The sequence below is a fragment of the Scytonema sp. UIC 10036 genome, from assembly GCF_009725235.1.
The window spans coordinates 1-18,775 of record NZ_WJFC01000059.1 but is presented as its reverse complement, the minus strand read 5'-3'; the positions used below and the strand labels follow the sequence as shown (position 1 = coordinate 18,775).

12 protein-coding genes and 2 pseudogenes are annotated in these 18,775 nt (G+C 45.7%); 3 read left to right on the top strand and 11 right to left on the bottom strand.

What is annotated here, in order from left to right:
* Positions 1–107: 107 nt before the first annotated feature.
* The 3 genes from F7734_RS25930 to F7734_RS25920 form a co-directional block, all read right to left on the bottom strand.
* Positions 108–392, bottom strand: coding sequence for a hypothetical protein (locus F7734_RS25930; RefSeq protein ID WP_155747511.1), 285 nt, complete (start codon positions 390–392; stop codon positions 108–110).
* A 210-nt stretch (positions 393–602) separates the two neighbouring features.
* Positions 603–1,217, bottom strand: a complete 615-nt coding sequence (locus tag F7734_RS25925; protein ID WP_243147088.1) for an NAD(P)H-dependent oxidoreductase — start codon at positions 1,215–1,217, stop codon at positions 603–605.
* 173 nt (positions 1,218–1,390) lie between these two features.
* Positions 1,391–2,332, bottom strand: a complete 942-nt coding sequence (locus F7734_RS25920) for an NAD(P)-dependent oxidoreductase (RefSeq protein ID WP_155747510.1) — start codon at positions 2,330–2,332, stop codon at positions 1,391–1,393.
* A gap of 375 nt (positions 2,333–2,707) precedes the next feature.
* Here F7734_RS25920 and F7734_RS25915 point away from each other — a divergent pair, with 375 nt between their 5' ends.
* Entirely contained in the window at positions 2,708–6,322 is a 3,615-nt protein-coding gene (locus F7734_RS25915; protein WP_155747509.1) for a WD40 repeat domain-containing protein, read from the top strand.
* A gap of 18 nt (positions 6,323–6,340) precedes the next feature.
* Here the strand turns inward: F7734_RS25915 and F7734_RS25910 are convergent, their stop codons facing one another.
* The 8 genes and pseudogenes from F7734_RS25910 to F7734_RS63870 form a co-directional block, all read right to left on the bottom strand.
* Positions 6,341–7,423: a transaldolase family protein gene (locus F7734_RS25910; protein WP_155747508.1), complete on the bottom strand. Its 1,083-nt coding sequence runs from the start codon at positions 7,421–7,423 to the stop codon at positions 6,341–6,343.
* Between the two features lie 147 nt (positions 7,424–7,570).
* On the bottom strand, positions 7,571–8,458 hold the full coding sequence (locus F7734_RS25905; protein WP_207714210.1) for a group II intron maturase-specific domain-containing protein: 888 nt from the start codon (positions 8,456–8,458) through the stop codon (positions 7,571–7,573).
* Between the two features lie 693 nt (positions 8,459–9,151).
* A complete protein-coding gene (locus F7734_RS25900; protein ID WP_207714209.1) occupies positions 9,152–10,075 on the bottom strand; it encodes a reverse transcriptase/maturase family protein in 924 nt (307 codons plus the stop codon).
* A 490-nt stretch (positions 10,076–10,565) separates the two neighbouring features.
* A complete protein-coding gene (locus F7734_RS25895) occupies positions 10,566–10,994 on the bottom strand; it encodes a reverse transcriptase domain-containing protein (RefSeq protein WP_243147087.1) in 429 nt (142 codons plus the stop codon).
* Positions 10,995–10,999: 5 nt separating this feature from the next.
* Positions 11,000–12,730, bottom strand: a complete 1,731-nt coding sequence (gene ltrA / locus F7734_RS25890; RefSeq protein WP_166482149.1) for a group II intron reverse transcriptase/maturase — start codon at positions 12,728–12,730, stop codon at positions 11,000–11,002.
* 744 nt (positions 12,731–13,474) lie between these two features.
* Positions 13,475–14,416: pseudogene (locus tag F7734_RS25885) on the bottom strand (reverse transcriptase domain-containing protein); the annotation flags it as partial.
* Between the two features lie 642 nt (positions 14,417–15,058).
* Positions 15,059–15,628: pseudogene (locus F7734_RS25880) on the bottom strand (reverse transcriptase N-terminal domain-containing protein); the annotation flags it as partial.
* 423 nt (positions 15,629–16,051) lie between these two features.
* Positions 16,052–16,387, bottom strand: a complete 336-nt coding sequence (locus tag F7734_RS63870; RefSeq protein WP_243147086.1) for a reverse transcriptase N-terminal domain-containing protein — start codon at positions 16,385–16,387, stop codon at positions 16,052–16,054.
* Between the two features lie 1,172 nt (positions 16,388–17,559).
* On the opposite strand from F7734_RS63870, the gene F7734_RS25870 reads away from it, so the two are divergent.
* Positions 17,560–17,793: a hypothetical protein gene (locus F7734_RS25870; RefSeq protein ID WP_155747504.1), complete on the top strand. Its 234-nt coding sequence runs from the start codon at positions 17,560–17,562 to the stop codon at positions 17,791–17,793.
* 630 nt (positions 17,794–18,423) lie between these two features.
* Entirely contained in the window at positions 18,424–18,735 is a 312-nt protein-coding gene (locus F7734_RS25865; protein WP_243147085.1) for a ParA family protein, read from the top strand.
* Positions 18,736–18,775: the final 40 nt, after the last annotated feature.

Sequence of the window (18,775 nt, the reverse complement as noted above, 5' to 3'; positions counted from 1 at the left end):
TGGCTGTTTCCACCTTCTTCAAGTGGCGACACTTTCTGCCTGAGATCGTCGTGCTCAACGATTCTTGCAACAGAACCGAAAATTTTGCCTCTGGTCAGTCCAGTCGCTTATTTGATCTCAGCTGGATCGAACTCGATAACTCGTCCCGGACGGGCAGCCAGAAATACATCGTAAGAAACACAATAGGCAATCGTGACATCATTAACTTGGTTGTAAAGATGAACTACCGTGCCCGCTCCTCCCGGTTGAAGGGCAATGGGTTCCAGGTCGCCAAAAAAGAGACGACGAATGGTATCACCGCTGCCCAATTCATCCCTTAATTTCCGTAACAGAGCTAGTTTTCCTTCCAAGGTTGGAGGGGTTGGATCGGCAGGATGCTTTGCTTGAGTCATAATTGTTGTTCTCCAATGTTGTTGAAATTTACTAGTCAAACTTTTTCATACTCAGACGCAGTTAATTTGCGATGAAACCATGCTGCATAGGCAAGTAGTACATTTCTTTTTAACTAAGAGCCATGGTGGTGTCAACCCAGGAAGGCGCACCTTCTGGAGCACTCAACTTTTACCGTCTGGATCGCTAAACGTTGAAATGCTCTACTTTGTTTAGATAGGGAGATTGAGTTTGGCAATCACCGTTGCAAGTTTGCTGCCAAGTTGCAGGATACTTGTCTGTTGGGCTTCATCCTTCAAATTGCCATTCTCATCAAATGCTTGATAAGCATTCCCAATTGCCTCCTGATCTGGCAACACCAGAACCTTAATGTTGCCAAGAATAGAACGGACATGAGTTAATCCTCGCAAGCCTCCCAAATATCCAGGGGATGCACTCATTAACACGGTAACCTTTTCTTTGAAACACACTAATGAAGGTTCGTCCGGTTCAGGACGTGATGCCCAATCGATCGCATTTTTCAGCAGTGGGGAGATCGAACTGTTGTACTCTGGGCTGGCAATTAAGAATCCTTGATGCGCTTTCATTAGGGCCTTGAGCTTAAGGGCATTCTCTGGCAGTCCCTCAGACTCCTCTAAATCCCCATCATAGAGCGGTAAGGGCAGATCGCGGAAATCTAGGTAAGTCACTTCTGCACCTACGGCTTTAGCTCCTTCAACGGCAATTTTCACCAGTTTTTTGTTGACCGAATCTTGACGAGCACTCCCGGCAAAAGCGAGAATTTTAGCAGCGCTCATAAATTCCTCCTTTCCTTCTAGTTTTTTCATGATGAGTTTATGGTTGTTGAGTTTTGAGCTATCTACAGTGAGTTATGAAAACACAAGAACTTACCTTGCTGGGCAGTGTTTTTCACTCAAAACCACATGCACTCAAAACCATATATCTCAACAGTTTCAGAGGTTTATAGTACATTTGAATGGTAAAAGTTCAGTTTAACTTGTTAACCGGTATGAGCCACGGTGGTGCCAACCAGCCATTCCAACGGTCGAGGCTGAAAATTCAGTTCGCGTTTTGCCTTGGCATTCGATGCGCCTCGCATCTGAGTGCCGTAGTAAACAATATCCGCACCACCCTCCCTTTTCAAAGCGTCTTCAACCGATACCTGTGGTGGGGGTGGAGCATTCAGCCATCGAGCAAACGCAGGGAGCCAGTCGCGCACTGCTAAAGGGCGATCGTCGGCAATCAGATAAACACCAGGATTGCCCTGCTCTGCAGCGGTAACGGTGGCAATCGCTGCATCCTCAATATGTAACCATGACCAGACGCCATCACCATTTCCGACGATCGGAAACTGTTGCTGCCGTACTTGTTGCCCCACATCACCATCCGGATTGAACCAAGTGCTCGGTCCGTAGAAGAAACCATAGCGTAAGGCAATTCCTTCGAGATTTGACGTTTCCAATAAACGACGTTCAATCTCAGTGACGAGACGAGCATCTGCGGCAACGGCGGGGGAGGCATCAAGCGATAACGGTGTTTCCTCATCTGCCAATCCAGCACCGGGAATTCCCCAGAAGGCGATGGACTGCCTTAGAAAACGGCGCACCCCTGCTGCCTGCGCTGCTGCCAGCACATTGGCTCCCCCTTCTAACCGAATTCGCGTATTCAAAGGCGCTGCTGCAATCATAGATTCGCGAGTGTAAGTCCTGGGTAGGGCGGTGAGTTGTTCAATCACCACCTCCGGTTGAGTGTGGGCGATCGCTACTTTAACTGAATCTGCATCGAATACATCCGCGTTCGCAGGTTCTATTCCCTGTGCCGCTAATGACTGTGCTCTTTCTGGAGAGCGGGTCATAGCTACAACGTCATGTCCTTTGGCAAGTAATTGGTCGAGTAGCGGGCGACCGATCGCTCCTGTTGCCCCAGCAACAAAAATCCTCATTTGTGACTCCTCTAAGACTTGTTGGCTAGTACGGCAGTGCATTGCGTTAATAGCGGAAGGGGTAAGGGGGTTGAGGGGTAAACTGCACCACCCGGAAGTCCTCTTTAATATCCACCTCGGTTAACTTCATTCTTCTACGATCGCTCAATTTAGACCACTCAAGTTATTTGAGTTAAAACGCAATTTAATTGTTCTGTACTTGAGGAACGTTACCACTAGTGAGCCACAAGCAATAAAACCTGGTATACTTTAACCAACATAAAATCCTTTGCCTGTCAATCTGTGTTGCTGAAACTCCCCGTCAGTCAAAGATTGAAGAAACGCTCGATATTTCAAGAAAAGATTTGCCAGTTCCTTTGTACCATTGGCTGCTCTATGGATTCCAACCCATCAAAATCTAGACGAGGTCACTCCACTTCTTTTCGAGTGCGAGGAGTTATCCTATCGCCTCAAGGGTGGCAAAAGTTTCAGACGGCAAAACAGCAGGCGGAATCCGACGAAACCTGGGGTAAGCGCTTCACTCAGGAAGCTCTCAGCGATCGCACCGGACTCTCCCTCAATACCCTCGCTCGCATTTTCAAGCGCGACCTGGGGGTCGATCGTCAGTCAATAGAGTATCTGTTCCGGGCGTTTGGGCTGGAATTGACGAAAACAGACCTGATATCCCCTGCCTTATCTGAAGAGACTCCGATCCGATGGACAAATCCCCAACTCGACTGGGACACAGCGGTGAATGCCTCAGTGTTTTATGGGCGTGAGGCAGAACTAACGCAACTGTGGCAGTGGGTTGTGTCCGAGCGCTGTCATTTGGTTGGAGTATTGGGCATTGGCGGCATTGGCAAAAGTACGATCGCGGTCAAGGCTGCGCTTCAAATGCAAACAGAATTTGAGATTGTCGTATGGCGCTCCTTGGCTAATGCACCACCACTGGATGAACTCCTGTCAAGCCTGCTGAAGTTTCTCATGCCGCTTTATGGGGAAGATCCTATCATTCCCTCCACGCTCGATCGACAGATCTCCAAACTGATGCAATATCTGCGGTCACGTAAGTGTTTATTGATACTGGATAATGCTGAAACCATTTTGCAGCGTGAGCCAGTGGGACAATGGCTCACGGGTTACGAAGGTTACGGGCAGTTGCTCAGAGCCATTGGCGAAGCATCCCACCAAAGTTGTTTGTTGGTTACTAGTCGAGAAAAGCCACGCGAAATAGCACTGATGGAAGGTACACAGGTGCTAGTAAGATCGTTGACCTTGAGCGGGCTGACACCTGATGACGGACGCGCTATCTTTCGGCAAAAAGGAGCGTTTACAGGATCGGAATCCGAATGGCAGACTTTGATCCATCACTATGGCGGCAATCCTTTGGCGCTAAAACTGGTGGCTGCCGCAATTAAAGATTTATTTAACGGCAGTATTACCGAGGTGCTGCCCTATCTCAGTCAGGGATTGGCTGTTTTCGAAGACATCCGCGATTTGCTAAACCGTCAGTTCGATCGCTTGTCTGAAGCTGAACAGAAAACACTGTCCTGGTTTGCAATTTATCGGGAGCCAGTCTCAATGGCAGATATTCGAGAGAACGCGATCGATCCTGCTGCTCAACAAAGTGTACCTAATTCGATCAACTCACTGCTGAGGCGATCGCTAATTGAAAAAACCGATGGGTTATTCTTCTTGCAACCTGTAGTGATGGAATATGTCACAGAACGATTCGTGCAGCTTCTTTGCATAGAATTTGAGACGCAGCAGCTTAACTTTTGGCAAACGCATCCCTTATTGCGAGTACAGGCAAAAGATTACATTCGAGAGATTCAGACGCGCTTAATTATGCAACCCGTGATGGAGCGGCTTCTGTCTCGCTTTGACAGTGTGGCGGCAATCGAGGCGCAAGCAAGGCACTTATTGATGCAACAGGGGAAGAAACCAGGGTACGTTGCAGGAAACTTAATTAACCTGCTGGTACAGTTTCAAGTGGATTTGCGCGGCTCTGACTTTTCTAATCTCATAGTGCAACAAGCCGACTTACGACAAGTCAATTTAGCAAGAGTCAATTTTCAGAATGCCAATTTAGCCAAATCCATCTTTTCAGAAACACTCAGTAATGCCATGTCAATTGGCCTGAGTTCAGACGCTCAGATCGTTGCAGTTGGGACTTCCAATGGCAACATCTATCTCTGGAACATCACCATAACCCAACTCTTAGCCACCTTTGAAGGTCACACAGGGTGGGTTTGGTCGGTTGCTTTTAGTCCGGATGGCAGAACGTTAGCCAGTGGTAGTACTGATAGTTCGGTGCGCTTATGGGATGTCCAAAGTGGGCAATGCTTGCAGGTGCTAACAGAGCATACAAGCTGTGTTTGGTCAGTGAGTTTTAGTCCCGATGGTCAGCAATTAGCGAGTGGCAGCGACGACCAAACCGTGCGTTTGTGGAATTTGCAAGGGCAGTGTCTCCGTGTCTTGAAAGGGCACACCCAGAGTGTTTATGCTGCCCACTTCGCTCCTAACCAGCAAACGTTAGCCAGCAGCAGTCATGATACAACCATTCGGATCTGGGATGTGAGCAACGGTCAGTGCTTGAGTATCTTACAGGGACATATCAGCGGGGTTCAGTGTGTGTGCTACAGCCCAGATGGTCAACTGCTTGCTAGCGGAAGTCGTGATGGGTCAATTCGACTGTGGAGCGATTATCTCGCTAGCGAGCGCTCGTCAAAGCTCAATTTCAAGGTGCTACAGGGACATACCGATTGGGTTTGGGACATCGCCTTTAGCCCGGATGGTCCTTTGTTAGCCAGTGCCAGTCGCGATGGCACTCTGCGCCTTTGGAGTGTCCAGGATGGGCAATCCACCCACGTGCTCGACAGTCATACGCATGATGTTCACGGGCTTGCTATCAGTGCCGACGGTCAATTGTTGGTGAGTGCAGGAAAAGACCATACGGTGCGGCTGTGGCATTTGCAAAGCGGACGAAACCTGAAAACATTGCGTGGATATACTGGTGGGCTTCACTCCCTGAGCCTCAGTTCGGACGATCGAATGCTTGCCAGTAGTGGTCAAAATGAAACGATTCAGTTGTGGAGTTTGCAGCCCGATAGCAATCTGCCACAACTTCACCCCTACAAAACTTTTTCCAGCCCGACCCGTCGGATTTCATCATTAAGCAACGTCAGCTTTAGTCCTGATGGTCAAATGCTGGCGATCAATCGACATGATAAGTCGATCGCCGTGTGTAATATTCAAACCGGACATCTCGACGAGTGGTCAGCGCACAGCGAATCCATCTGGACAGTGTTGTTCAGTCCAGGGGGAAAGATTTTGGCAAGCAGTAGTTACGATCGCACTGTGCGACTATGGGATGTGGAGACACATCATTGTTTGCGGGTGTTACGCGGGCATGAGAGCGGTATTCTCGCGATCGCGTTTGACAAGAGAGGTCAATGCTTGGCAAGTGGTAGTTTTGATGATACCATTCGCTTGTGGGATGTGCAAACTGGAGAATGTTTGAGGGTATTGCAGGAGCATACGGGTGCCATTTTCACGCTGGTATTTGATGGCAGTGGTCAACGATTGGTAAGCGGTGGCCACGATCAAACGATTCGCTTGTGGGATGTGCAAACCGGAAAATGTCTGAAACTATTGCAGGGACATACAGGAGTTGTGTGGACGCTTGCCATCAGTTCAGATGGTCGAATCTTAGCAAGTGGCAGTGATGACCAAACCATCCGCTTGTGGGATTTGCAAACGGGACACTGCCTCCAAATATTGTGCGAACACACCAGTTGGGTCACCTCAGTCCTCTTTAGCTCCAACGGTCAAATCCTACTGAGCGGCAGTTACGATCGCACGATAAAACTATGGGATGTAAAGACAGGAAGTTGTATCAGCACGCTAACGATCGAGCGCCTGTATGAAGGTATGAATATTCAAGGAGTAACCGGGTTGACAGTGGCTCAAAGAGCTACCCTTAAAGCGCTAGGAGCAATTGACCGCTGAAGTGATGCACATCCAACTTCAGCGCCTTCTCTTCTGCTCAATCGTGTCTAGCAACTGTTGAAAGGCGTTGAGCGATCGCGCCATTTCCTCGTTCACAAGTTGGTCAACTCGTTCATCCAAAGATATCTCTGACAATCCGTTTGTCACATGTTGTTCAGCTTGTTCATCCTCTGTCAACCTCGTCGGCAGCAAAGAAACCTCACGATACTTTAAGAGCGTTGACGGCTCCAGCATCATGACGGTTTCAGGAGCCACGAGAGTCGGAATATAGCGCCACGCGGATTCAGGCGGAATATCTGTACAATCCCATACCAGACGCAGCGGTTTTACCCCTTCTGGGAGCGATTGCCAGCGTGTTTCCAGGGGAAAAGCTTCGTCAACACTTTGACAGAGATTTCGATAATGCTGGTACAGAAGTTTGGCTTGCATCACACTGAAAGATGTTTCTGTATCGGTAATAAGTGGATCAAACGCTCTATCCAAACGACCAATGGGGACAGTTGTAAAACAAACAACGTCATTCATCGGTTTTCCTTGCTGAATCAGGCTCTCCAGCCCTCTTTTATAACTATCGAATACTTGTTCATACATACTTGGAGAAAAAACTAACGTTGCATTCACATTGATACGATTGCCAATTAGATGTTCAATCACTGGTAGCAGCAATTGAGTCGCTGGGATTCTCAACAACAAATTACTCCATCCAACTGACTGCCAGATGTCTTGCGCTGCTGCGATCGCTGTTTGAGGTGAAAGCAGTGCATCAGGCGGAAGATCGATTTGAACATAGCCATTGCATCCCTGAGTCTGAGAATGAACTTGTTTGAGCAAATCAGCCGCCAATTGTAGATCTCGCACAATCAAATAGTTATAGTCTGAGCGAGCATTCCTGCTCATCCCTTGCTGCGCCAGTATACTGAAGTCGCGATCGTACTCGTGTCTCTCAATTGCCACTTGCAAGCTTTGAAAGTTTGAGCGAACGCCCGTTAAACCGTCTGACTCAATGTACTGTTGCAACTCACCACGGCTAATCCAGCCTCGCTCAAACCCATTGAGCCAAACTGACTGTCCATATCGACGGAGTGATAGCAACATATTCATCGCTGATGACCTTCACGCTCAAAGGTTAAACATCTAATGAACCAGTTTATGAAACTTCTTTAAATTTCACCACTCAAGATCCACCACTTAAGCTAATTACAAATAGATTAATACAACCCCAAGCAGTGCGATAAGCTTCGCATTAAACTAAGCCGCTCCGTTACCGGAGCGACTCGTCTTCAAAACCGGACGTGAATTTTTCAATTCATCCGGCTCCTCAGTAATTTGGTGCTTGTCCAATTGCATACCCCCAACCGAACCATCCTCGGTTGTTTTGACATCATGGCAATGTTTATGTAATAGCTGGAGATTTTTATATTCATCTTTGCCCCCATGACTTAATGGTATTTTGTGGTCAATCTCCAGTACATCTTCCTCTCGGAAGTACAATCCGCAGTGAGCACATTTTCCTTTTTGTTGCTTTAAAAGTGTTGCCACTCTTTTTGGCACTTCGGGGTGTGTACCCATTCTTGAACTCCAATAAATTAGGTTGCCATCGTATGGACTGGCATCGCCTTTCACTTTTATGTGCCGAACTATAGGCATATCCGTATGATTAATTAATCGCATGAGATTGTTACCTTTGTTCGGTGTGGCAAATACCCAATTATCACCGCCAATGGTTCGCCAATATTTTTTGGTTATCCATTCTCCTGATTTATTTGGATGACGGCGTTTTGCCCAAGCTTTTAGTTTCGGATACATGAGATTATCTAGTGATATATAAGCTTCTTTGCTTATTACCGTTGAATAGTAGTTTGACCATCCTCGAATTACCGGGTTAAGTCGGCTGATTAACGCCTCCTGTGGCGCTTGTTTATGGTCGTTGATGATACTAGCTATTCGTTCGTAGTGTATCCTTTGCTTTTCTTTGCTTGGGGTGATGATTGTTTTGAAGCCTTGTTTTGAGTCGTATTTACCCACTGGAAACTGCCTAACATTAAAACCAAGGAAGTTAAATCCTGGTTCTTCATTTTCATACTTATTTAAAGTGTGAGTTAGGCGTGTTTTTGATGGCTTCAATTCCAAACCCATGCCTTTTAACCACTCAGATATAATTATCTGGCATCTTTGGACAACGGTTATATCATCATGGAGAATTACAAAGTAGAGTAGGCGACCAGCGAGTTACAATAAGCACTTTTCTGTCCGCCCCTCCCCGAACCGGGCTTACGCCTTTCGGAGTACCCGGCTCTCCAGTGTTACCTTTCTCACCCATACAGTTTTGGCGTTCCGCATCTCGCGTACCTCCCTGATAGGGTTTTGTTAACACCTGCCACCCTTCCCCATGTAAACGGCTTTCCCGTTTTCGGAGTACTACGGTGGCTCCGTTACCCTGTGTCTCTCGACACGTCGGGCAATCCCATATTCCCTAGATGCTAGATGTATATAGTGCAACTTAGGTGCCTCGTCCGTTTCCTTGAGTGAGGTCGTTCCTCACCATTCACAGTGCGGAAAATTCAGATGACGACGATTTAATCACCCTATCACTGTGACCCCGCGTTTGAGACGCTGTCATCGGGGGATGTACGCTTGCATCATTGGAAACTGAGGTTTGGGCAGTTTGGCTCTCACCATATCGCACGGGTCTTGCGGAACGACACCATAAGCGTCTTCTAATGACTTCCGCTTTATCAACATGCTACAGTCCCCTCTCGCTTTCGCAATTAGGTAAGTTGTTGACCCAGAGGTCACTTTTTCCGTACCTCTCCTTTCTATGAAAGGGGTCTAGCGCCTGGTAAAATGGCGCACATCATCAGCGTAACGCACGTAACTAAGCCTTCTGTATTCAGGGTCACGGACATCTTTAGAAGGCATACGTTGGTATTCTATTTCCAGTTGATGTGCTTTTTCTATTTGTCCGGTTTTCCGAAAATACCAGGCAAGTTTTTGGAGTTTTGAGTACTCCGGATTTTCTGCCCTTTTGTTACCCCGTGTATACTCTGGAATTAGATGATTTTCCACAAACTTATCCAATTTATCAAGGTAAATATTAGCGAGTAGTGGTGAAATAATCGCACCTTGTGGAGTTCCACTAAGGGTGGAAGAGTATTTCCATTGCTCGCAGTAGCCTGCCTTGAGTAAATTTTCAATCAATCTCAGGAAGCGGTTATCTTGGATTTTCTCGCGTAGTATTGACATTAAGATTTTATGGTCTATGTTGTCGAAACATCCCCGAATATCCCCTTCAATAAACCACTTGGTTCCTTGCCATGTGCGGTCTATTATTGTTAAAGCCGTATGGCATCCGCGTTGGGGTCTAAAACCATGACTGCTGTCGGAAAATTGCGGTTCATAATATGCCTCTAGCATTAAACGTATTACTTCTTGAACCAATTTGTCCTTCCAAGTAGGAATACCTAATGGTCGAGTTTTCCCGTTTTTCTTGGGAATATTAATTCGCCTCACTGGTGTCCATCGAAATCGTTCATATCGAATCTCTTCTATCAGATTCTCAATCTTTTTGATGGACATTCCATCAGCAGTTTCCTCTGTTACTCCTTTCGTCATTGCTCCTGCATTTTTATAAATGCGGCTATACGCTAGGAGGAACAAATCGGGATTGAACAGTTGCCTGTAAACATCATCTAATGGTAAACCCCGGTAGCCTCTGTCTCGGATTACACTTAGTACCGTTTCGGCTGTTCGCATCTCGCGTACCTCTCGGTTAAAATGTCGGAAATACCTGTTCCCCTTTGCCATGTGGACGGTTTTCCCGTCCTCAGACTACTATGGGAACTCTGTAGTCATAGGACTCGCGTCCTGTAGACCATCCCGCGCTTCATCAATTCGGTACGTAATAGTGTGATTTAGGTGTCCCATTCATTCTTTGAGCCGTCTCATCGATGGCTGACATCGTTTGGAGAAGTTGCATAGTTCCAATGCTTATAACTACGCACAATCGATTATTCCTTGTAGGCGTTGTAGGAATAGGCAATCGCATATGCCGTCAGAATTGGGCTTCTGGTAGTTTAACCTTCACCTTGTCACACAGGTCTTGCCAAACAATGGTTTTAACGCCTTCTCTCCATTTCTGGCTTTACCAACATGCTGTTGTCCCTTTCGTCTTTCGACTCTAGGTAGGTTGGTTGACCTCAAGACTCCCTTCTCAGTCTTTCCCAACTAAGTTGGGGATACCGCATTAACCATCGCGGCGCACACACTTCGATATATCCGCATCAAGTACGAATTTTGCCTGATTTTGTATGGCATCTTTAATGTGTTTGATTGCATCATGGCATGACCTCCCTGGTCTAAAACCATAGGAACTTGGTTCAAAAACCGCCTCCCATTCTGGCTCAAGTGCAGCTTTTACTACAGCTTGTAGTGCGCGGTCGTACATAGTGGGAATTCCTAATGGGCGCTTTTCGTCTCTACCAGGCTTCGGAATCCATACTCTACGTGTAGGTTTGGATTTGCCAGTGATTCTTAATTGCCCTACCAGTTCAAGACGTTCTACTGGGGATAGTGATTTTATACCATCCACACCTGCCGTCTTTTTGTCGGGTAAGAGGGCGCACGTCGCCGCGTCCCTCTCCCCTAAGAACCGTACATGACACTTACGCATCATACGGCTCAAGCCTTCTGCTTTCCAGTACGTTGACTTGTGTGTAAGTGTAAGTGGCAGGATTTGTGGAGGTGTACAAGGTTGTCCACCTCATTTTTCCCTCCATCTGTCACCTTCACTACATGGTGTGTGTGCAAGTCTTCTCCATTAAACAAGCTTTCTCCACATATTGGGCACTTCCATTTTTGGTTCTGGGCTACCTGATAGAGTTTTGAACCTTGAGCAAAGTATGATTTGCCGTATCTGGTTTGTCGTTTTTCCCAATATTCGGAGAGTGTTGGGTCATCAGGGGATGCCGTGCCTTTAACCTTGACATGGCGGATTATCGGGATGTGTGACAATTTAGGTAAGGTGATTAATTTATCCTTACCGTTTCTGTCTTTTATGGTTTGAGCAAAGTTCCATGCTGTTCCATTAATGGTTTTGAAATATCTTTGCGCTACCCATTTTTTCCCTTTGTTTGGATGTCTCATGAGAGACCATTTCCATAGCATTTGCCATAGTCTGTAGTCTACATAAGAAAACACGTCCTTACTGACCTTATGCTTGTAGTAGTTTCCCCATCCTCGGATAACTGGGCTGAGGTATTGGATAACTGCTGTTGTTTCCACAGTTTTGTGTTGATTCAGCCACTCTTGAATCCCAGTTAGGAATTCTTTGACCTTCTCTTTCTGCGGTTTAATTAAGCATTTACCCTTGTAATGTCGGATATTAAACCCTAAAAAATTGAACCCATCATTAATGTGGGTGATTTTGGTTTTATCCGTATTAAATTCCAGCCCTCGTTGTTTCAGCCAATCTGAGATGATGGGTTGTATGACTATCAGTTCTTCACTGCTTTCTGCGGTGATGATAAAGTCATCCGCGTAGCGGACAAATCCGTATCTAGGTTTACGTTCCCTCTCTGTTCTTTTCCGACCTTTAGAATCGGTATATTGGTACTCCTTTGTTTTTTGAAATTGACTTAGGAGCTTCTCCATTCCGTCGAGGGCTATATTCGCAAGTACGGGTGAAATAATTCCGCCCTGTGGTGTTCCGCTGAGAGTTTCGTGGAGAATTTCAGCCTCTACATATCCTGCTTTTAGCCATTGTTTAATTAACTCTTTACCGGGGATTTCTCCTATGGTATTGAGTAAATATTCGTGGCTAATATTATCAAATGCTCCTTGAATATCCGCCTCCAATATCCATCTGTCATTTCCTTGCGCGTTGAGTCTAATCCAGACTTGCTCAATGGCATCGTGACAGCTTCTACCAGGGCGAAAGCCGTAAGAATTGGCTTCAAATCTAGTTTCCCAGACTGGTTCTAAGGCATTTTTGATTATTGCCTGTGCTATGCGATTTTTAATTGTAGGGATTCCCAATGGTCTTAATTTCCCGTTTTGTTTGGGAATAAAAACCCTTTTAGTAGGGTGAACTTTCCATAAGGAATATTCCTTCATCTCTTTGACCATCTTCACCCTTTGTTCTGGAGTTATTGCCGTCTGACCATCAATGCCAGCCGTTTGTTTTCCATCATTTTCCTGGGTGATTCTTCGCACGGACAATAGCAGGTTGGAGTAACTGCGAATCATCAGTTTCATCAGGTTCCGAACCTGATTCCACCGACCGTTCTGGGTGGCACGATAAATTCTCTGTCTTAGGTTTCTAACCCGCTTTTTAACCAGCTTCCAATTAATTTCAGCCCAATTATTCAGCGGTTCCTTGGCTCCGATGTCATTGCTGACTCTATCTTTCACTTTCGGTTCGATTCCTTTTACTTTGTTTATCGTTGAAGACCCGCTGGAAGTTTGCCATCTTTCAATGTGGGACAAATTTTGAATCCCTATCTCCCACGTTACTAGGAGCTTTTGCTTTCTCCAGCATCCTTTACCCTCTAGATAGTTCCGTTTTCCTTGCGGTCTACCTACTCAAATCATCGACCTGTTTGAGAATCTATAGGGCTTACCGTGTTTCGTACATTTAACTAGTGACCGCTTTGGGTTCCACCTATACTCCGGTGAGAGTTATGTTCTCTCGTTATTAACCCAAGGAACTGTTAATAACCTACTCACTTACCTTTTTGGTTAGAGTGTATCAGCCTTATTTCACTCTTCAGATATAACGGAATTTACAGTGATTCACTTTAAGTTAACCCGAATCGGTCTTCCCCTTACCCGTATTACTGATTTAGGCTTTCAGCTAACAGGTTTTCATGCCTTGCATTCCAACAAATTCATTACTTAATTTTGTTGTAGGCGGGGTGAAACCACCTTTTTATGTGGGGACGGAGAGAGAGAATTCTCCGGGAGAGATGGCTCTCCAGTTTTGAAGGCGCGGATGCGCCTAATGTACAACTTTCACGTCGCACACCCTGGTTATCCTGTGTGACCCGTCGTACCGCTAAAACCTTATTAGGGTAGAGTCGATGGGCGGTATTATCCGCCGCACCTCTCTATTAAATCTGGGCGTGCAAGTTTCCCCGCACCCAGCTTCCGACGTTCTTAGCTTTCGCTTTTGCTCATGTGCAGATAATCGTGACAGCTTTCGTGTACAGCTATCAGATTCGTTTTCTTCCAGTTGGCATGGTTCCCGTCAATGTGGTGGAGCTGTACTCGTTCATCAGACAGGAGTTTTAGCCCACAGGCGGCACATATATGGTTTTGCCGTTTTAAGGCAAAAGAGGTTTCACCGTCGTAGAGTTTGCTATTTCGCTCGCTCCAGTAGGCGATGTCCCCGTCGAAAGGCGATTTCTCACCTTTGACGTTGACGTGCTTATTTTCGGAGTGGGGAACCTTTGGGAACGCTTTGTTTATCAGTTTTCTGACAGATTCGCGGTCTTGTTTGGCTTCCTGATTAAATACCTTGAACGCTCTGTTGTTGATGTGCCATAGCGATAACCGTGACCCATTCATGTTGCAGTAGCGGTGGTAGTTCCTCCAGCCTCTAACCACGGGTGCTAGTCTTGCGGCTTTTTCCGTGGCACCAATGTTCGAGTTGCCGACAATCGCCTTTACTTTCTTACGGAATGTCTTAAAGTTATCCACTGAGGGAGTACTCCTAAACTTCCCGTTGCTCTGCACCTTAAAGTGCCAGCCGAGGAAATCAAAGCCATTTGTCGTAGCGGTTAGCTTGGTCTTTTTCTCGCTTACATTCATCCCTCTTTCGCCAAGAAACCGACTAATTTTGTCAAGTATTTTCGTTGCGTCATCTTTGGGTTTGAGTATAATAACCATATCGTCTGCGTACCGCACCGATTGGTGTATGTCCTCTATTCCATTGAGCGCAATGTTCGCTAATAGGGGACTTACCACGCCGCCTTGTGGCGTTCCTTGTTCGGGAAATTCTGGATTAACTCCGGCTTTTAAACATCGGAAAATTCCGGTCTTTATGCTCACAGGAGCAATGAGCCTATCCATTATTGCCGAGTGGCTTATCCTGTCGAAAGTGGGTAGCTAGCTAGCGAGGTTTCCAATTATTGGCTCCTTTTCCAACTAGCCCCCGCCGAACCGTGCTTACGAGTTTCCAGGTACACGGCTCTCCAGTATTTTACATTTAACACCGTTTCGGCGTTTCGCATCTCGCGTACCTCTCGGTAACAATGTAAGAAATACCTGTTCCCCTTTGCCATGTGGACGGCTTTCCCGCCCTCGGACTACTATGGGAACTCTGTAGTCATAGGACTCGCGTCCCATAGACCATCCCGCGCTTCATCAACTCGGTACGTATCAGTGTGATTTAGGTGTCCCACTCATTCGTTAAGCCATCTCATCGGTGGCTGACTTCGTTTAAAGAAGTTGTGTGGTTCAAATGCTTAAAACTACACACAAACGATTATTCCTTTTAGGCGTTGTAGGAATAGGTAATCGAGTATACCGTCAGAATTGGGCTTCAGATAGTTTAATCTTCACCTTGTCACACAAGTCTTGCCGAACAATGGTTTTAACGCCTTCTCTCCATTTCCGGCTTTACCAACATGCTGTTGTCCCTTTTGTCTTTCGACTCCAGGTAAGTTGGTTGACTTAGAGACATTCTTCTTAGTCTCTCCCAACTTGGTTGGGAATACCGCGTTAATCGTCGCGGCGCACGCATTTTTCGATATCAAGTTCGATGACTCGTTTCTCTATTCCATTACAACTTGAGCGTAGATTTAATTGTAGGATTTTCTGTGCGTCATGCGCCGAGCGTCCGGTTCTAAATCCATAACTGTTGGCGTGGAAGGTTGCTTCATGCGCTGGTTCTAAGGCGTACTTCACTAGGCACTGCCAACTTCTGTCCGCGATAGTGGGGACTTTCAGAATTCTGATTTTCCCATCTTTTTTTGGAATGGGAATTTCTCGTAACCCCTGGTGGTGCCAGTTATTACTATGGTGCTTGAGTTCATCACTAAGCTCAAACCTTTCCTCAATTGTGAGTTTGGCTTTACCATCAATTCCGGGTGTCCTTTTCCCAACGTTTAGCTGTGATACCTGACGGATAGCCAGTAATCTCGCTGCGGTGGAGTTCATTATGAGCTTTTGTAGGGACTTCGCTTTCCGGTAGTCGCCTGCTTGAACAGCTTTGTAAACACGCTTTTGTAGGCGGAATAAATCGCGGCGGAATTTCTTCCACGGTAGATTTATCCAAGATTCACTAGCATTACTGCTGTGTCCAATCATACACTGACTCCAACAAGTTTACTCTGAACACCTTGCAACAATTACGTCGCATCCTATCCGAATTGAAGGAGTTCCGCTACTCGTCTAGCCTACAGGGGGTTCGACCTGTCCTCTGACCCTCAATCCGTTTTTTTTCGTTCCTCCAGTGAGATTGCTTTGTTCTTTTAGGTGTAGCCACTTCAACCACTGAATCCCCTAGACTCAAGCCGCTATCCTTGGCAAAGTGCGACGGGAATTATCTCCAGTGGAGTCGGGGGTGTTATGTTATGCCCCGCTCTGAGGTGGGTTGCTTTTCTAGGCTCGGTTTCACCGTAAGAACGCCCCTTTAGCACCAGTGTCAGCCCATAACAGCCGTCTGATTGTGCCCTGTTCCCAGCTTCACCCTCCGAAAACCGAGTTCGGTCAGTGTGGGCAGATAGGGAGTCATACCTGAGTCTGGTAGGTGGGGCTTTCACCCACATCACACCGGAAGTTCAAGGTTACTCTAGGGTTTCGCCTTGGGTAGCTTATGTACGGACTTATACCGTGATTCAGCGACCAACGAATCGCACACCAAGACCTCATCAACGTCTTTTGGAGTTTGCGGCATAGCTTGATATCACCACGGCGGGAAGCAGCATAGATGCGTTTTTGCAACTTGAACACACGTTTCTCTGCTTTGCGCCAGTTTATATCTTTCCAGTCAGAAATTTCAAAACCAAGGCATACAGGTATATCGTTGTCCCATACCAACCTGAACTGTTGTTCGGCTTTAGTCATATTAATTGCTACTGTTACCTCTAGCTTTTCCCACACTGCGGTTCACGTCTGCTTATCCCGGCAGTTACGCCATCCCTTTTCAGGCGTTACCTGTGTTTCAGGTTGGGCTTTTGCTTCTTGAACCATCCTGCTCCCTCATGTCTTATGGTTGATACCTACCTGTTACTAATTTCAGGAGAGTATGAGGGGTTGTTTCGTTCCCATTATCCATATTGGAATCCTTTAGGGTGTGCCTTTCCACCGAGGTTTTGAGTGGTGCGCCATCACGGTAACCAGAACCTGATGGACTCTGCCTTTGTCGGATATTTCCGACCCAGGGGGTATGGATAAAATCCGCTTTGCTTATTGCCCCTGGTAACTGATGACGATGGCTCAGACGACACTTTGCTTGTTCTACCCATGGGATTCTTGCTAGCAGTGTACGCTTTCAGCAATTACCGCATTGACTGCTTTCACCCCCTGCTTACACGCCGTGTGATAATCAGTCTTGGGCGTGGGGGCTACCGAGGTTTTACCTTTGGTAGGCTGTGTGCTTTTAATCCCGCACCGGGACAGTAGGACTTGGTGTCTTGCGGAATTAGGTTATGTTCTAGGGGTGACCCTTAGTCTTTCCCATTGTTCCTCTAGCTGTCTTGGCTTATGGCTTGGCTAGATTTCCGCACCTACATGAATAATGAGTTATCATTTGTTGGGGGCTTAAAGTGCGAACTCAACCCGGTTTTGGGTTACCCAACAAAAGCCAGTCATCCCCCTTAAAAAAAAGGTTTCGACTGAACGAATCGCACTGGTCATTCAGTTGTCAAGGTTCTGTTCCGGTTGCCCGGTTTTTATCCCCTGCCACTCATCCTTGAGTATAAATACTCATTTCGAGTGAACGAATCGCACTTAACGGCTAAAGCCGTATCGATGACTACATAAATCAGTTTGTCTGGTTGAAAATATGTAGACAACCATGTGGTAACAATTGGAAACAAAATTTTTTTTCCCTTCTTCTATATGACGTACAGATAGCCATCTCCTATACGAAGTACAAATTTATCCGCTACGGGCTGCTACAGGGCTGGATTCACCACCTACGTGGGTTTTAAAACCTTAATTCTTTAATAGTTAGATTTTTAAAACACCTTATAAAGCGGTATAATTAGAATATTGAAGATAACCAATCAATTTCTATGACCAATCAAACACTTAATGTTACTGGATTAACTCCAGAGCAAATTGAGCAAATCAAAGCAATAATTGAGGCATTTCACGCTAAAAATCAACTGATTCGTAATCAGAATAGTAAAGAAGAACAATCAAGTTACACCAATCATGATGAAGATGTTAATATGAACGATTTATTTTTTGCTAGTGAAATTTTAGTACCTTTTGACCGCAGTAAGCTCTATGAACAAAGAACCTAAACAAATTTATCTTGACACTAATGTTTTAGCTTATGTTGTTAATATCAAAGCGGCGCAGTATCGAGCGGCATGAGAAATATTTAGACCTAGTGAAAGAGAAATATTGTGTATATCATCTCAAGTTTTGGCTGAATTTTATTCTTATGTTACTAATCCATCAATTTTAGCCAATCTGCCTCCGGCGGGCGCTTTCTTCGCGATCTTGCTTGGGAAAGGACTACTGGAGCGAACATTGGCGTAAGTCGTAATTGATTAATTTAGGAAGCTTCACTGCCAAAATTTCAAATCTGGTCTTGAAAGTGCAGCTAATTTCCATTCACAACTGATTTTTCATTATAAATTTCGTCAAACTTAGAAATACGACATTCAGTAGACCGAAAACTTTTGAGATCGTTCTAAAAAACAAACTCAAAACCAGACTTTTGTTTAGCTAACTGTATCTTTGAATACATTTCTAAGAATTTTCTTTATAATTTATCAAAAGCAATCAACTTTTTTGAATTCTCAAAAAACAGTATCACAGACTACTATTTTTTGGCGTTCGCCAAACTTTTCGGTCTCCTGATATTAGGAAAAACTACTGGACAAAGCATTGGTGAGGCAGTATATTTACTACAATTCAACCAAAAGTTGACTCAAATCCTAGATTGCCCCTCGACTTTGGGTATGCTTAATACCAATGCGATTGCAGGGGCAACCTACGTTATCATCCCCGTACAATTGGAGATGAAAGCTATCTCCGGTTCGGCTGAGTTGATAGAATGGTGCATTACTATAGCTGACGAACTGCAACTCGACCCCAAATCGACAATTTTGGGATTTGTTCCTAGTATGTATGATGAGAAGGGTGCCATGCACCGCCAGTATTTAGAGCATCTACCGGAAATTGCGGAAAATCTTCAGGTAAAACTTTATCCTAAGAGGATGTTAGAAAAGTCATGATTGATGTATCAAATATTTTTTACACAACCCTAACCCCAGA